The 15,472-nt window shown below is 70.4% G+C and carries 13 protein-coding genes; 9 read left to right on the top strand and 4 right to left on the bottom strand.

What is annotated here, in order from left to right:
- A partial coding sequence (locus tag ACFWUZ_RS32905; protein WP_384381230.1) for a type I polyketide synthase occupies nt 1-1,928 on the bottom strand: 1,928 nt, incomplete at its 3' end.
- A 311-nt stretch (nt 1,929-2,239) separates the two neighbouring features.
- On the opposite strand from ACFWUZ_RS32905, the gene ACFWUZ_RS32900 reads away from it, so the two are divergent.
- Nucleotides 2,240-2,650 carry a YybH family protein gene (locus ACFWUZ_RS32900; protein WP_384381228.1) on the top strand — a complete coding sequence of 137 codons (411 nt, stop codon included), beginning with the start codon at nt 2,240-2,242 and terminating at the stop codon, nt 2,648-2,650.
- A 171-nt stretch (nt 2,651-2,821) separates the two neighbouring features.
- Here the strand turns inward: ACFWUZ_RS32900 and ACFWUZ_RS32895 are convergent, their stop codons facing one another.
- A complete protein-coding gene (locus tag ACFWUZ_RS32895) occupies nt 2,822-3,220 on the bottom strand; it encodes a YybH family protein (protein WP_384381226.1) in 399 nt (132 codons plus the stop codon).
- A gap of 131 nt (nt 3,221-3,351) precedes the next feature.
- Nucleotides 3,352-4,209: an NAD(P)H-binding protein gene (locus tag ACFWUZ_RS32890; RefSeq protein ID WP_384381224.1), complete on the bottom strand. Its 858-nt coding sequence runs from the start codon at nt 4,207-4,209 to the stop codon at nt 3,352-3,354.
- A gap of 256 nt (nt 4,210-4,465) precedes the next feature.
- On the opposite strand from ACFWUZ_RS32890, the gene ACFWUZ_RS32885 reads away from it, so the two are divergent.
- The 6 genes from ACFWUZ_RS32885 to ACFWUZ_RS32860 all read left to right on the top strand — a co-directional run bounded on the left by ACFWUZ_RS32885 (nt 4,466) and on the right by ACFWUZ_RS32860 (nt 10,540).
- A complete protein-coding gene (locus tag ACFWUZ_RS32885; protein ID WP_384381222.1) occupies nt 4,466-5,638 on the top strand; it encodes an acyl-CoA dehydrogenase family protein in 1,173 nt (390 codons plus the stop codon).
- Between the two features lie 18 nt (nt 5,639-5,656).
- Nucleotides 5,657-6,133, top strand: coding sequence for a pyridoxamine 5'-phosphate oxidase family protein (locus ACFWUZ_RS32880; RefSeq protein ID WP_384381220.1), 477 nt, complete (start codon nt 5,657-5,659; stop codon nt 6,131-6,133).
- Between the two features lie 52 nt (nt 6,134-6,185).
- Entirely contained in the window at nt 6,186-7,718 is a 1,533-nt protein-coding gene (locus ACFWUZ_RS32875) for a DHA2 family efflux MFS transporter permease subunit (protein WP_384381218.1), read from the top strand.
- A gap of 131 nt (nt 7,719-7,849) precedes the next feature.
- Entirely contained in the window at nt 7,850-8,293 is a 444-nt protein-coding gene (locus ACFWUZ_RS32870) for a nitroreductase family deazaflavin-dependent oxidoreductase (RefSeq protein WP_384381216.1), read from the top strand.
- A gap of 166 nt (nt 8,294-8,459) precedes the next feature.
- On the top strand, nt 8,460-9,749 hold the full coding sequence (locus ACFWUZ_RS32865; RefSeq protein WP_384381214.1) for a flavin monoamine oxidase family protein: 1,290 nt from the start codon (nt 8,460-8,462) through the stop codon (nt 9,747-9,749).
- A gap of 26 nt (nt 9,750-9,775) precedes the next feature.
- Nucleotides 9,776-10,540, top strand: coding sequence for an SDR family oxidoreductase (locus ACFWUZ_RS32860; RefSeq protein ID WP_384381212.1), 765 nt, complete (start codon nt 9,776-9,778; stop codon nt 10,538-10,540).
- An 88-nt stretch (nt 10,541-10,628) separates the two neighbouring features.
- On the opposite strand, the gene ACFWUZ_RS32855 is transcribed toward ACFWUZ_RS32860, so the two are convergent.
- The gene (locus tag ACFWUZ_RS32855; protein WP_384381210.1) at nt 10,629-11,189 is read right to left on the bottom strand and encodes a flavin reductase family protein; all 561 of its coding nucleotides are present in this window, start codon (nt 11,187-11,189) and stop codon (nt 10,629-10,631) included.
- Between the two features lie 227 nt (nt 11,190-11,416).
- On the opposite strand from ACFWUZ_RS32855, the gene ACFWUZ_RS32850 reads away from it, so the two are divergent.
- Entirely contained in the window at nt 11,417-12,976 is a 1,560-nt protein-coding gene (locus ACFWUZ_RS32850; protein WP_384381208.1) for an aspartate aminotransferase family protein, read from the top strand.
- A gap of 401 nt (nt 12,977-13,377) precedes the next feature.
- Nucleotides 13,378-15,468, top strand: coding sequence for a BTAD domain-containing putative transcriptional regulator (locus ACFWUZ_RS32845; protein WP_384381206.1), 2,091 nt, complete (start codon nt 13,378-13,380; stop codon nt 15,466-15,468).
- Nucleotides 15,469-15,472 lie beyond the last annotated feature (4 nt).

Below are 15,472 nucleotides of genomic sequence, written 5' to 3'. Positions count from 1 at the left end.
GGGAGGGTGAGGATGCCGGAGATGTGGGCGGCGGTGAGTTCGCCGATGGAGTGTCCGGCGAGGTAGTCGGGTTTGATGCCCCAGCTTTCGAGGAGTCGGAAGAGGGCGACTTCGAGGGCGAAGAGGGCGGGCTGGGTGTAGCCGGTCTCGTCCAGCCCCTCCCCACTGGCGATGACCTCGGCGATCGGCCGGTCCAGGAGCGGGTCCAGCTGTGCGGCGACGGCGTCGAAGGCTTCCGCGTAGGCGGGGAAGGCCTCGTACAGTTCCTGGCCCATGCCGGTGCGCTGCGCACCCTGACCCGTGAACAGGAACGCCACCTTGCCCTGCCCGGCCGTACCCGTGACCACGGACGGCGCGGCGGTGTCCGAGGCGAGCGCCGCCACTCCGTCGAGCAGCGCGTCCCGATCCGCCGCGACCACCACGGCCCGGTGGTCGAAGACGGTCCGGTGGGCGGTCAGCGACCGGCCGGTGTCCTGAGCGGCCTGCTCCGGGCGCACCGCGAGGAACTCCCGCAGCCGCCCGGCCTGCCCGCGCAGCGCCGCCTCGTCGCGACCCGACAGCACCCAGGGCAGCACCGGCGGCGTGCCCCCGGCGCGGGCCTCGTCCCGCTCCGCACGCGCAGGCTCCGGGGCTCCGGAGAGCACGACGTGGCAGTTGGTGCCGCCCATGCCGAAGGAACTCACGCCCGCGACCAGCTCGCCGTCCTCGCGGGGCCACGGCTCCAGGGACTGCTGCACGGCGAGGCCCAGGTCGGCGAGCGGGATGCCGGGGTTCGGCGTCGCGAAGTTCAGGCTCGCGGGCAGCAGCCGGTGGTGCAGACTCAGGAGCGTCTTGATCAGGCCGGCGATGCCCGCCGCGCCCTCCAGATGGCCGATGTTGGTCTTCACCGAGCCGACCAGCAGGGGCGCCTCGGGGGCACGTCCCGACCCGAGCGCGGCGCCGAGCGCCGCAGCCTCCACGGGATCGCCGACGGGTGTGCCGGTGCCGTGCAGTTCGACGTACTGGACCTCGTGGGCGCCGACCCCCGCCCGCTCGTAGGCCTCGCGCAGCACCGCCTCCTGGGCGGCCGGGCTGGGCACGGTCAGGCCGTCGGTGGCGCCGTCGTTGTTGACCGCGCTGCCGCGGATGACGCCGTAGATCCGGTCGCCGTCCGCCTGCGCCCGGCCCAGCGGCTTGAGGACGACGACCCCGCTGCCCTCGCCGGGTACGAACCCGTTGGCGCGGGCGTCGAACGTATAGGTGGTGGCATCCGGGGAGAGCGCGCCGAATCGTTCCTCCGTCACCAGGTTCTCGGCGAGGAGGTTGAGGTTCACACCCGCCGCGAGGGCGGTCCCGGCCTCGCCGTTGCGCAGGCTCTCGCAGGCCAGGTGGACGGCGACCAGCGAGGAGGACTGCGCGGCGTCGACGGTCAGGCTCGGCCCGTGCAGACCCAGGTAGTACGAGACGCGGTTGGCGATGACCCCGCGGTTCACCCCGGTCATGGTGTGCTGGGTGACGGCCTCGGTGCCGTGCAGGTAGAGCAGGTTCGTGTAGTCGTCGCGCAGCGTTCCGACGAAGACCGAGGTCCTGCTGCCGCGCAGGGCCTCCGGCACGATACCGGCGTCCTCCAGCGCCTCCCAGGCCAGCTCCAGGACCAGCCGCTGCTGGGGGTCCATCGCGGCGGCCTCGCGCGGGGAGACGTGGAAGAACGGCGCGTCGAAGTCGGCGACCGCGCTCAGGAATCCGCCGCGCCGGCCTCCCGCCGGGCCGTCGGCGTCCCAGCGGTCCGCGGGCGCGTCCCCGATGGCGCTCGAACCGCCGGCAAGGAGGTCCCAGAAGGCCGGGAGGCTCTCCGCGCCTGGGAGCCGGCACGACATTCCGATCACGGCGATCGGTTCACTCTGCGCGCCGGCTGCGTCGGTCGTCTTGTCGTCGTGCTCGGTCGTCATCACGTCCGGTTGCCCTTTCCCTACTGCGTCTTGCAACGGTTCAAGAATGTTGGTCCGTATTCGGATTTCGACCGTACAGCGGTTCGTGTACTCACCTCCCAGCGTGCGATCACAGCCCGGTAATCAATGAGGGGATTTCAAAGTCCCCGCGAGCGCTCGACTCCGCAGGTCGCGGCAGGGCAATGGGGGCGCGACCCTTCCGGAACGGGCCGCACGTCCGCCCCGTTACCTGACGATGGACCGATGGTGTCTGCGGCCCGGATACCTTCCGTGGTGGGTCAGAAATAGCGAGCAATATGGAGGGCACACCCATGGCTGAAATCCCCAACAGCGTCACGCTCCCCGAGGACCTCGAAAAGCACATCGAGAGCTATCTGACGGCGTTCAACGCGGGCGACGCCGAGGCCGTCAACCGGCACTACACGGACGAGGCGATAGCCGTCTGGGAGCCCGGCAGCCCGATCAGCGGCAAGGAGCGCCGCGACTACGTCGTGGAGTTCCTCGCGACGCAGAAGCCGACGATGCAGGCCGACGTCCGCGAGGCGTACGTGACGGGCGACACCGCGCTCCTGGTGGTCGACTGGAAGATGGAGGTGGCGGGCCCGGACGACACCCGGGAGCACCTCGAGGGCTCGGCGCTCGACGTCATGCGCCGCGACGAGGACGGGAACTGGCTCTACGCCATCGACGACCCGTTCGGCGACACCAACAAGGACGCCTGAGCCGGTTCGCGCCCGCCCGGTCCCGCCACCGGTCCCCCCACGCAACGCAGAGAGTCGCACGGCCCCGAGTGCAGTCGGGGCCGTGCGACTCTCCGTGTTCCAGGGCCTGCGTCCGCACGGCAACACGGACCGGCCCCCGCGTGGGGTACGGGAGCCGGCGGTGCGGATGCGTCAGATGCTCGCGACGGGACGGTCGACGGCCATCAGCCACCGGCCGTCCTCGACGCGGCGCACGACATCGGTGCACGAGCCCTTCACGGGCACGAGCTCGCCGTCGTCGCCGGGTATGCCGAGCTCGAAGTCGACGACGATCAGCGTGACGTCACCGGCGGTGTAGGAGTGCTTCAGCGTGGACTTGAGGGTCGGGCCCTTGGCCAGCAGTTCCGTGATGGCGCGGGTCCGCTCGGCTCCGCTCAGCGGCTTGCCCGAGAGGTTGGAGATCGCGTCGTCCCTGTACAGCCGGTCGAACGCGGCGCCCTCGCCCGAGTTGAAGGCCCGCAGGAAGACGTCGTTCTGGACTTCCGGGTCGTCCGTCAGCTCAAGGCTGTAGAGGTCGACTTCAGCGGTCATGGTGATGTTCTCCCACTCTGTTGTGTGCCGTCGGTCGGTGGTGCGGAAGGTCGGTGGTACGGGAAGACCGGTACGCCCGGGGGCCGGAGCTACGGGAGGCCGGCCCGCCGCGAGGGGACGCGGCCGCGCGGTCAGGCGTCCCAGACCCCGGTGGCCGCCGCGTCCTTGGCGAACGCGGCGAAGTCGCGGGGGTCGTGCCCCAGCGCGTCCTTGAAGCCGGTGGAGATGTGGGCGCCCTTGCCCTCGCGGATCTGGCCGATCAGGTCGGCGACCATCTGGGCGTAGTCGGCGGGCACGCCCTCGGCGACCAGCTCGGCGACGTACTCCTCCGGAGACAGCGCGACGTAGCGGATCTCCCGGCCGGTGGCGCGGGCGATCTCCTCGACGGCCTCGCCGAACGAGAGCAGCCGCGGGCCGGACAGCTCGTACGTCTTCCCGGCGTGGCCCTCCTCCGTCAGCGCCGCGACCGCGACCGCGGCCACGTCGTCGCAGTCGATGAACGGCTCGAGCCCCTCACCGGCCGGCAGGCGGACCTCGCCCGCGCGGATCCCGTCGAGCAGGATGCCCTCGTCGAAGTTCTGCGCGAACCAGCCCGGACGCAGGATCGTCCACTCGGCGCCGGAGTTCTGCACCTCGGCCTCGCTGCCGATGAGGGACTTCCCGCCCGCCTCCTCGTTCGTACGGGCCTGCAGCAGCACGATCCGCTCGACGCCGGCCGCCACCGCCTGCCGGCAGAAGGCCCGGACCGACACCTCGGGGTTCCACTCGACCGGCTCGTCCACCATGTCGACCATGTAGACGGCGCCGGCGCCGTCCAGCGCGGGCTGCCACGTGCTCTCGTCGTACCAGTCGAAGCGGGTCTTCCCGGAACGGCTGGCCGCGCGGACCTCCAGGCCGCGTTCCCGGAGCTGCGCGGCCACCCGCCGGCCGGTCTTACCCGTGCCGCCCAGGACAAGAATCGGTTTGGTCGTCACCGTTTGATTCGTCATGGCGCCAGTGCACCATGTCCGGGATTCGAATTCCATGGACCGGATGTGTTTGCGATCTCCTCGGGGTCTTCCGCCATTGCAGCGCCCGGTAATCGTCCGTCAATTCTCCGGTCTTCGGGCAGGTGGGGGCGGATGGGTTACCGGTCGATTCCGACTGATTACAGGCCGGTGACCAACTGCTTGAACGAAACGGAACTCCTCTCGGTACGTTTCTCCGCGGCATGTTGGTGACGGAGTTCGTGACTGAGGAGGCAGGGTGACTACGACCGACGTTGAAGGCGCGGCCGTGTTGGAGGCGGTGAAGGGCATCGTCCCGACACTTCGCGACAACGGGCGGGAGTCCGAGCAGCGCCGTTGGATCCTGGACGACAACATCGAGCTGCTGGACAAGGCCGGCGTCTTCCGCGCGGCGGTCCCCGCCCGCTTCGGCGGACTCGACCTCCCGCTGCGCGACCAGGTCGACGTCCTGGCCGAGATCGCCCGGGGCTGTGCCTCCACCAGCTGGGTCTCGATGGTGTGGCTGTCCACGACCTGGATGGTCTCGCTCTTCCCGCTCCGTACGCAGGAGGAGGTGTACGCCGGGGGGTCTGTGCGGGTCTCCGGCGGCTTCACCCCGGGCGGCACGCTCGTCCCCACCGAGGGCGGCTACCTGCTCAACGGCACCTGGCGCTTCAACACCGGCAGCCGCGGGGCGGACTGGAACATCACCGCGGCCCACCTCGAAGGCCCGGACGGCACGTCCCGGGAAGCCGTCGCCATCGTCCCGATGTCCGAGATGACCCTCGCCGACGACTGGTACGTCGCCGGCGCCGCCGCGACCGGCAGCTCCTCCTCGACCGCCAAGGACCTCTTCGTCCCCGCCCACCGGGTCGTCGACGCCGAGGCGGCCGTGGTCGGCGAGACGGGCAAGGACACGGCGTCGCCCGGCCGCCACTACGGCATCTACACCTTCGTCATGGCCGAGGCCACCGCCACCTTCGTCGGCATCGCCCGCGCCGCCCTGGAGCTGTTCCTGGAGCGCGTGCCCGGCCGCGGCATCGCGTACACCAACTGGGCCGACCAGAGCGCGCACCCGCTGACGCAGATCCAGGTGGCCACCGCCGCCAACAAGATCACCGCGGCCGAGGGGCTGCTCGACGGTGTCGTACGCCTGCTGCAGGAGCGCGCCGACGCGGGAGAGCACCCGACGTGGGACGAGAAGGCGGCCGTACGCGGCCGGACCGCCTACGCGGTCCAGCTGGCGAAGGAAGCCGTCGAGGTGCTGCACACCGCGAGCGGCGCGAGCGTCATCACGCTCTCCACTCCGCTCCAGCGCTTCCACCGCGACATACAGACCCTCGCACTGCACGGACTGATGCAGCTCAACACCAACCTGGAAGTGCACGGACGGGTCCTGCTGGGACTCGACCCCGAAACCCCGTATCTGTAGGGCGCAGGAGTACACATCATGGCGACGACGGTGCAGTCATTTGCCGAGATCGAAGAAGAGTTCAACCGCTACATCCGGGACATCGTCTACTGCTCGCTGGTCACGGTCGACAGCAAGGGCCGCCCGCGCGCCCGCGTGCTGCTGCCCATCTGGGAGGTCGTGGACGGTCGTCCCGTCGGCTGGCTCGCCGCGTACAAGACGCCGGTGAAGACCGCGCACCTGAAGAACAATCCACACGTCACGTGCGCCTACTGGAACCCCCGGCAGAACTGCATGTTCGCCGACTGCACGGCCGAGTGGATCGAGGACCAGCAGGTCAAGAACGAGGTGTGGGAGCTGTACCGCAAGGGCAGTCCGGCGCCGGTCGGCTACGACCCGCAGCGGTACTGGTCCGGTGGACCGAGCGACCCCGAATTCGGCTTGCTGCGCATGGATCCGTTCCGGGTCCAGGTCGTGCGGGGCCAGGACCTGAAGAGCCGGATCTGGCAGCCCTGAGAGGCAGTTCCGGTCATCCGGTGAGTGTTAGTCACCTTGGGAAGGAAAAGTGATGTCCACAGACAGCACCACGTCCGACTTCACACGCGTCGAGTCGGAGAAGTCCAGCAACGGGGCGGGGGAGGCAGCGGACCGCGTCAGCCCGCCCGTACAGGAGAGGCCGGACCCGCTGCGCTGGAAGGCGCTGGCGGTCCTGTGCACCGCCTTCTTCATGATGCAGCTCGACGCGCAGATCGTGCTCCTCGCGCTGCCGTCGATCCAGTCCGACCTGAGCCTGTCGGCCAGTGGCGCGCAGTGGGTCATGAGCGCCTACCTGCTCACCTTCGGCGGCCTGCTCCTGCTCGGCGGCCGCTCGGCCGACCTGCTGGGCCGCCGGCGCATGTTCATGATCGGTATGGCTCTGTTCCTGATCTCCTCGGTCGTGGCCGGCGTCGCCTGGTCCGGTGAAGTCATGATCGCGGGCCGGGTCGGCCAGGGCATCTCGGCGGCGATCGTCGCCCCGACCGCCCTGTCGATCCTGATGACCACCTTCAAGGACGGCAAGGAGCTCAACAAGGCCCTGGCCATCTGGGCGGCCAACGGCGCCGGCGGCGCCATGGCGGCCCTGCTCGTCGGCGGTCCGATCAACGACTCCCTCGGCTGGGAGTGGATCTTCTTCATCAACGTCCCGGTCGCCATCGCCGTGCTCGCCCTGAGCCCGGCCCTGCTCCGGGAGAGCCGCGTCGCCTCCGGCACGCGTTCCTTCGACGTCGTCGGCGCCGTCACCATCACGGTCGCCCTCGTGCTGTTCATCTACAGCGTCGTCGAGGCCCCCGCGATCGGCTGGACCAACGGCCGCACCATCGGGATGCTCGCCGCGTCCGCCGTCCTGATCGCCCTGTTCGTCGTGGTGGAGAAGCGTGCCAAGTCGCCGCTGGTCCCGCTGTCGCTGTTCCGCTCGCGGAACCTGGTCGGCGGCAACGTGGTCATGCTCCTCATCGGCATGGTCACCTTCGGCGCGGTGCTGGTCATCTCGCTCTACGCCCAGCAGGTCCTCGGCTACACCGCCCTCGTCTTCGGGCTGAGCACCGTCGTGTACACGGTCATGTCCGTGACGGGTTCGCAGGTCGGCTCCCGCATCATCACGAAGTTCGGCTTCCGTACCCTCGGCCTGGTGTCGACCGCCCTGATGGGCGCCGGCGTCCTCCTGCTGACGCAGGTGTCCGTCGACGGCTCGTACTTCGGTGACCTCTTCTGGGGTCTGCTGATCTTCGGCTTCGGCCTCGGTCTCGGCTTCGTCGCCGTCTCCATCGCCGCGCTCACCGGAGTCCCCGGCGAGCAGGCCGGTATCGCCTCGGGCATCAACACCGCGGCCTTCCAGATGGGCGGCGCGCTCGGTGTCGCCATCGTCTCCGCCGTCACGGTGTCCTACACCACCGGCGGGGAGGAGCTCGAGTCCCTGACCAACGGCTTCCAGGCCGGCTTCGTCTCCCTGTCCATCCTGGCCGTCGCCAGCGTCATCGCCACGCTGCTCTTCTTCAAGCCCCCGAAGGAGGAGGCCGCCGGCGAGGCCGCGGAGAAGGCGGTCCCGCACGCCGGCCTCTGAACCACCGCATGCGGTGACCGGATCTGGTGGGCTGTCCTGCATGCCGGGCAGCCCACCTCCGCCGTCCGGCACCCCGGGGCGCCGGACGGACGCCCCCCGCAGTACCCGCCCCACCCGACAAGGAGAACGACGTGACAGCGTGGGCCATGGATGAAGTGATCGACAGCCCCAACCCGGCCGTGGCCGAACACGTCCGGCGCTATCTGCGCACCGACGGCGCATCCGGCTACACGGAAGGCGGCATGACCAACCTCCTGCTCACCACGGTGGGCCGGAAATCGGGCAAGCTGCGCCGCACCGGGCTGTTCTTCGGATTCGACGGTGACCGCTTCGTCCTCATCGCGTCCGACATGAACGGCGGACCCACCCACCCGTCCTGGTACCTCAACCTCGACGCGCACCCCGAAGTGCACGTCCAGGTGAAGGGTGAGAAGTTCACGGCCACGGCCCGTACCGCGGTGGGGGAGGAGCGGGAAAAGCTGTGGGCGATGATGACCTCGCACGTTCCGGCGTACGACCACTACCAGGCCCGGTCGACCCGGCAGATCCCGGTTGTCGTACTGGAGAAGATCTGAACTCCCCGCCGTTCTGACACCCGAACCCACATCCCCGTCCGGCACCGGGCGGGGATGCTGCTTTCGGCATGTGCACTGGTTACCTGGAAATGAGCGCCCGTTGAGTGCCCGCGGATAGCTTTGACGATGTTCTACACATCCGAAAAGCAACCTGCTGGGGGCTAAATTGAGCACCGATTACGACGTCATCGTCATCGGCGCAGGCTTCGCCGGAATCACGGCTGCGCGGGAACTCCGGGCCAAGGGAAAGCGCACGCTGCTCCTGGAGGCCAGGGACCGTATCGGCGGACGCGTCTACACCCAGGAATTCGCCGGCCACACCGTTGAGCTCGGCGGGGCCTGGGTCCACTGGACCCAGCCGCACGTATGGGCCGAGCTCACCCGCTACGGGATATCGACGGTGCCGGACGTCGACCCGGAGATAGCCGTCTTCCCCACCCCGGACGGCTACCGTGCCTTCCCCGCCCAGGAGAGGTTCGATCGCCAGCACGAGCTGCTGACCGCGCTCTTCGCCGATGCCGACGAGTACTTCTCGCACCCGTGGGAGCCGACGCGGAACAAGGAACTGATCGCCGAGGCCGACAAGTTCACCCTGCGCGACGGCATCAAGAACCTCGACCTCTCGCCCGAGGACGAGGGTCTGCTGATCGGCCTGGCCTCCGGTGAGTCGGGCGGCTCCAGCGCGCGCGGCGCACTGACCATGACCGGTCACTGGTGGGCGCTGGGCAACCTGGAGCACATCGGCTTCCACGAGATCTTCACCCACCGGCTGGAGAACGGCCTGTCCGCGCTCGCGGAGGCCATGCTGGCCGACGCGCAGACCGACCTGCGCCTGGAGTCGCCCGTCGCGAAGGTCGAGGACGACGGCTCGGCGGTGCACGTCACCACGCGCTCCGGGGAGCGTTTCTCCGCCCCGGCCGCGGTGGTGGCGGTGCCGGTCAACGTGTGGAAGACGATCGACTTCAGCCCGGGCCTGCCGCAGCCGTTCACCCAGGCCTCGACCGAGGGCATCGGCGTCCCGTACGGCGTCAAGATGGCCATGCACATCCGCGGCGACTTCGGCCCCGTCTACGCGCAGGCCGACGAGGGCGCTCCGATCATCGGACTCTTCGCCCACCGCCAGCTCGACGACGGCCAGCTCGTCGTCGGCTTCATCGTCGAGCCCGACGTCGACCACACCGACTTCCAGCAGGTCGAGGCGGCCGTGAAGCTCCTGGAGCCGAGGGCCGAGCTCGTCGACTACGTCTACCACGACTGGGGCCGGGACGAGTTCTCGCAGGGCGGCTGGGCCTACCGCCAGCCCGGACAGCTGGCCCTGCTCGACGACATCCAGACGCCGCAGCCCCGTATCGCCTTCGCCAACGGTGACATGGCGAACGGCTGGAGCGGCTGCGTCGACGGCGCCATCGAGACCGGGCTCAAGGCCGCCCGGTACGTCGACTCCCTCACCGACTAGACAGCTCAGGACCCCAAGGAGAAGCAGTGGGCAAGTACGCAGGCAAGAAGGCCGTCGTCACCGGAGGGACCCACGGCATGGGCCTCGCCACGGCCAAGGCGCTCCTGGAGGGCGGCGCCGAGGTCCTGGTGACCGGCCTCAACGAGCGCAACCTCGAAGCGGCCAGGAAGGAGCTCGGGGCCGGCGCGCACGTCGTGCGTTCCGACGCCACGAGCCTGGACGACATCGCCGCGCTCGGGGCCGAGGTCGAGAAGGCCCTCGGGCGGATCGACTTCATCCACATCAACGCCGGCTTCGCCGAGGTCGAGCCGTTCGACACGGTCGACGAGGCGACGTACGACAAGACCTTCGCCGTCAACACCAAGGGCGCCTTCTTCACGGTCCAGCGGCTGCTCCCGCTGGTGAACGACGGCGGGGCGCTGGTCTTCACCACGGCGGTCGCCGACGGCACCGGCACGCCCGGCATGAGCACGTTCTCCGGGGCCAAGGCCGCGGTGCGCGCCTTCGCCCAGGTGCTCGCCGCCGAGTTGCTGCCGCGCGGGATCCGCGTGAACGTGGTCAGCCCCGGCTTCATCAAGACCCCGACCATGGGCGTCGTGAACGTCTCCCCCGAGGTGCGCGCCCACTTCGAGAAGGAAGGCGCCGAGCTCACTCCGCTCGGCCGGGTCGGCACCCCGGAGGAGGTCGCGCAGGCCGCGCTGTTCCTCGGCTTCGACGCGACCTTCACGACCGGCATCGAGATCGCGGTCGACGGCGGCATCGCCCAGGGCCTGGTCCCGCTGTCGCAGTAGCGCACCACGCGGTTCACCCCGCACGCCCAAGGGCGGCCGATCCCCACCGGGGCCGGCCGCCCTTGGGCGTGAGCGCGCGGGCCGGCGGCTACGTGCGGGTGCGCGCCGGCTGGTCGAACTTGCCGTCGAAGAAGAGCAGCCCGGTACGGTCGGTCCGCCCGTCCCCGCGGCCCCCGGCCAGCACCGTCCCGATGAACAGGGTGTGGTCGCCGGAGTCGTGCGCCGCGGTGCGCTCGCACTCCAGCCAGGCCAGGGCGCCCGAGAGGAGCGGCGCCCGGGTGTGCTCCCCGGGCTGCCAGTCGACGCCGTCGAACTGACCGTGGCCCAGTACGCGCTTCTTGTCCGCGAAATGCCGGGCCAGCTCCTCCTGATCGGCACCCAGGATGGAAATGCCGAAGGAACGGCTCGAACTGAGCGCCTTGTGCATCACCGCACTGTGTGCGATCGAGCACAGTATGGTGGGCGGCGCGAGCGACACCGAACTGAAGGCGTTCGCCGTCATCGCATGAATGTGTTCACCTCCCACGGTGATGACGACGACACCAGTGGCGAACTGGGACATCACGTCCCGCAGCGAGGACGGCGTCACGGCGGGCAGCCGTCCGGACCGCAAGACTGCGGGTTCGAGCTCAGCAGATACAGAAGTCATGTCACCCTCTTCGGAATCAGTGCATCGCCAACACCCGGCCGACCTGCAGGAATTAAAGGCCCAGGTGAATCGAAGGTATCGGGGTGGGCGGTGCCGTACCTTCATTGTCAAGTAACCGCTGTCTCCGGGCGGTAATCGAACGGCTGCATGACTGCCAATGACCGCCCATTACCGGCGATGACTCCCTTGTGAGCGCGCATTGACGAGCAGTCAGGAACGCTGGTGAAATGAATTCTGCATCCGCTCCACCCCAGCTCGCAGAACCCCACCTGGGAGCCGTCCTGGGCACCGCCGGCCTGGACATCGCCTACGTGAGGGCCGAAGGGAACACGCTGTACGCGCGCGACGACGAGGGCCGGGAGTTCCCGGTGCTGGACTTCGCCGGCGGTTACGGCTCGCTCCTGCTCGGACACAGCAACCCGGACATCACGGAACGCGCCAGGGAGCTGCTGGACGCCCGGGTCCCGGTCCACGCGCAGTTCTCGCTGCACCCCGAGGCCAACCGCCTCGCCGTTGCCCTCAACGCGATCGTGCAGCGCGAGACCGGCACCGGCGAGCCGTACTTCGCGATCTTCGCCAATACCGGCGCCGAGGCCAACGAGGCCGCGATCAAGCACGCCGAGCTGGACCGCGTACTGCGGCTGAAGGCGCTCACCGAGGACGTGGCGGCCCGTCAGGACGAGGCCCTCGCGGCGGTCCGGGCCGGCGACGCGTCCGTACCGGAGGGCTGGGGCGCGCTCGATGAGGTCGTCGACACGCTCGCCCGGCGCAACGCGGAGCAGCTGTCGCGGCCGCCGCTGTTCCTGACCCCCGAGGGCTCCTTCCACGGGAAGCTCGTGGGCAGCGTCCAGCTCACCCACAACGAGAACTACCGGGCGCCGTTCAAGTCGCTCGCCGCGCAGGCACGCTTCGTCCCGATCGACCGGCCCGGCGCGCTGGAGAAGATCATCGAGGAGGAGCGGTCGGTGCTGTCCGGCCTCGCCGCCGTGGACGGCACGGTCGTCGTCGCCGAGTACGACGCCCCGGTGTTCGCCGCGTTCCTCCTGGAGCCGATCCAGGGCGAGGGCGGCATCCGCGAGCTCTCCCAGGAGTTCGCGGCGGAGGTGCAGCGGCTCTGCGCGGCGATCGGCTGCCCGGTGGTGGTCGACGAGATCCAGAGCGGCATGGGCCGCACCGGCTCGTTCCTGGCCGGCACCCACATCGGGCTCCGGGGCGACTACTACACGCTGGCGAAGAGCCTCGGCGGCGGCCTCGCCAAGACCTCGGTCCTCCTCGTACGGGAGTCCCGCTACCGCGGCGAGTTCGAGCTGATCCACAGCTCCACCTTCGCCAAGGACGGCTTCTCCACCCAGATCGCGCTGAAGGTGCTAGAGCTGCTGGAGGACGGTGACGGCCGCGCCTACCGGACCGCCGCCGAACGCGGCGGCCGGCTGAAGGCCGTGCTCACCTCCGTACAGGAGGACTACCCGGACGTGGTCAAGGACGTCCGCGGCCGGGGGCTGATGCTGGGCCTCGAGTTCTTCGACCAGTCGGACGCGGCGGCCCCGCCCGTCCAGGAGGCGGCCCGGGCCGGTCTGTTCGGCTACGTCATCGCGGGCCACCTGCTGCGGGGCCACCGGATCCGTACGTTCCCGACCGCGAGCGCCGTGAACACCCTGCGCTTCGAGCCGTCGCTGCTCCTGTCCGACGACGAGATCGGGCAGCTGGAGACGGCCCTGAGGGACACCTGCGACATCATCCGCGGCGGGTACGAGCGCCCGCTGGCCCTGCCCGCACCTGCCCAGTAGTCCTCCTCCCCCTCTCCCCAGGTCCCGCAGACCCCCGCCCCCGAAGTCCCGCAGAGCAAAACAAACCGATCGGTCTAGAAGCCTTGTGCGAACGAGGTCCTGGGCGGCGGCGCCGAGAGCGCCGCCGCTTCCTTTGTTGGGACCCGTCCGGCCTGCACGGGACCTGAATCGCCCCCATGTGCCCTGACCTGCCGCCTTGTTCAGGTCCGCCGATCCCTGCGGGGCCGCGTCGGCCGACTGCGACCTTACGCGCTTGAAAACCGCCGCGTCGGTTTGTATTGTCTGAGGAGCGATGGGGGACCATCGCGAGCCGCGCGTGATCCACGGTCACTGCACCTGCAGTGCCTCTCTCAGCCTGTATCCAGGGCTTCGCACGCCATGGGGGAACTATGCGGTTTAACATGTTGGGCCCGTTGGAAGCCGTCTCGGGCGGCGAACCCATCGCCCTCGGAGGCAGCAAGCAACGGGCGACGCTGGGCTTCCTCCTGCTGCAGCCCAACCAGGTGGTACCCGCCAGTCAGTTGCTGCGGGCGCTCTGGAGCGTCGAGGAGGCGCCGGCGACGGCGCGCAAGATCCTGCAGAACGCCGTCTGGGGCCTGCGCCGCGCCCTCGCCGCCGAGGACGGCGCCGACTGCCCGGTCTCGCTGCGCACCCAGGCCCCGGGATACTCGCTGCGGGTCGACCCCGAACGCGTCGACCTGCACCTGTTCCACCAGTGGGTGGAGGAGGGCCGGACCCAACTGGCCGCGGGCGCGCCGGAGGAGGCGTCCCTGCTGCTGCGCGACGCCCTCGCCCTGTGGCGCGGCCCGCTGCTCGCCGATCTCGTGGAGGTCGGAGTCCTGTGGCCGGAACTGACCACCGTGCAGAACGCGCGGCTGGACGTCCTGGAGGACTACTTCGAGGCCCAGCTCGCCTGCGGCCGGCAGTACGCGGTGCTCGGCGAACTGGAGGCCATGGTCGAGGCCGAGCCGCTGCGGGAACGGTCCTGCGGACAGCTCATGCGCACCCTCTACCGCTGCGGCCGGCAGGCCGACGCCCTCGGCGTGTACAGCCGCCTGCGGTCCTCCCTGGTCGAGGACCTCGGTCTCGAACCCAGCCGCGAACTGCAGATGCTGCAGACGGCCATCCTGGCGCACGACCCCGTGCTCCAGATGCCGGACGCCGCCGCCCCGGCTGCGTCCCCGGCCGCCCGGCGCCAGGAACTCCGGCTCGCGCCGGCCCCGGCGCCCCGGCCCCGGCAGGTCGTCTCGGAGCGGCAGCGGGTCAGCGTGCTGCTCGTCCGCACGGAGCTGGGCCCGGAGTTCGACGGCGTGGACGGGGCGGAGGTGGACAGCGCGCTGGAGGGCGCGGCCACCGGGTCCCGGGAGCAGATCGAGCGGCACGGCGGTGTCGTCGCCGCCTCGATGGGCTCCGTCTGCCTCGGACTGTTCCCCGCGTCCGGCGGGGCCGACCACGCCGAACGCGCGGTCGGCGCGGCGGCGGCGATCCGCGACGCCCTCGCCTTCCCCCTCGGTACGGACGTCCGTGCGGCCGTCGCCACCGGCGAGGCACTGGTGCGCCACCAGCCCGGCGACGACTCCGTACCGCCGTCGGTCCAGGGTGCGCTGCTGCACGAGTGCCAGGCCTTCCTGACGCTCGTGGTCATGGGCGAGATCCAGGTCTGCGACGCGACCCGCAGGGCCACCGGCGACCGGTTCTCGTACGCCCGGCTGCCGGGCGCACCCGCCCGGTGGCAGCTGCTGGGCTCCACACCGGACCAGCCGGGCTCCGCCGGGGCGCCGCACCGGGAGGCCGGCGGGCACGCGAGCGAACTGGACCTGCTGCGCGGACTGCTGGGTCACACCAGGAGCCGCGGGACCGCCCATCTGGTCACCGTGCTCGGCGGCTCCGACGCGGCCAGGGCGGGCCTGCTGATGGAGTTCCAGCGGGGCGTCGCGGGCCGGACGCCGCAGCCGGCGCAGTTCCTGTTCTGGCGCCAGCCGCCCGCCGTCGAGCACGGCCGGTTCGCCGTCCACCGGATGATCCTGGCCTCGTACTGCGGGCTGCTCGACGGCGACTCCTCCCGCACGATCAGGGACAAGCTGCACGAGACCGTCCACCGGCTCGCCGACGACGAGGGGCGGACGAACTGGCTGGTGTCGCGGCTGATCCCGCTGGTCGACCCGGCGATCGGCACGCTGCCGGGCCCGGCGGACGGAGAGCTGGCCGACGCCTGGCACCAGTTCCTGGAGCGCGCGGCCCGCGACCGGCCGCTGGTGGTGATCTTCGACGACCTGCACCGGGCCGGTGACGCCCTGCTGGAGCTCGTCGAGCCGCTCGCGGAGTCCTCGGGCTCGGTCCCGCTGCTGGTCGTGGCGGGAGCGGGAGCCGAACTGCTGCACCGCCGTCCCCACTGGGCGGGCGGCCGGCGGCACGCCACCACCCTCACCCTCGACCCGGCCGCCCCGGGCCTGGCGTCCGTGAAGCCGCCGCGCCGGGCCGCGGCCGGGTGAGCCC

It is taken from the genome of Streptomyces sp. NPDC058646, assembly GCF_042716875.1.
Taxonomy (GTDB): domain Bacteria; phylum Actinomycetota; class Actinomycetes; order Streptomycetales; family Streptomycetaceae; genus Streptomyces.
The sequence above is the reverse complement of the archived record's forward strand: the minus strand, read 5'-3'. Positions and strand labels throughout refer to the sequence as shown.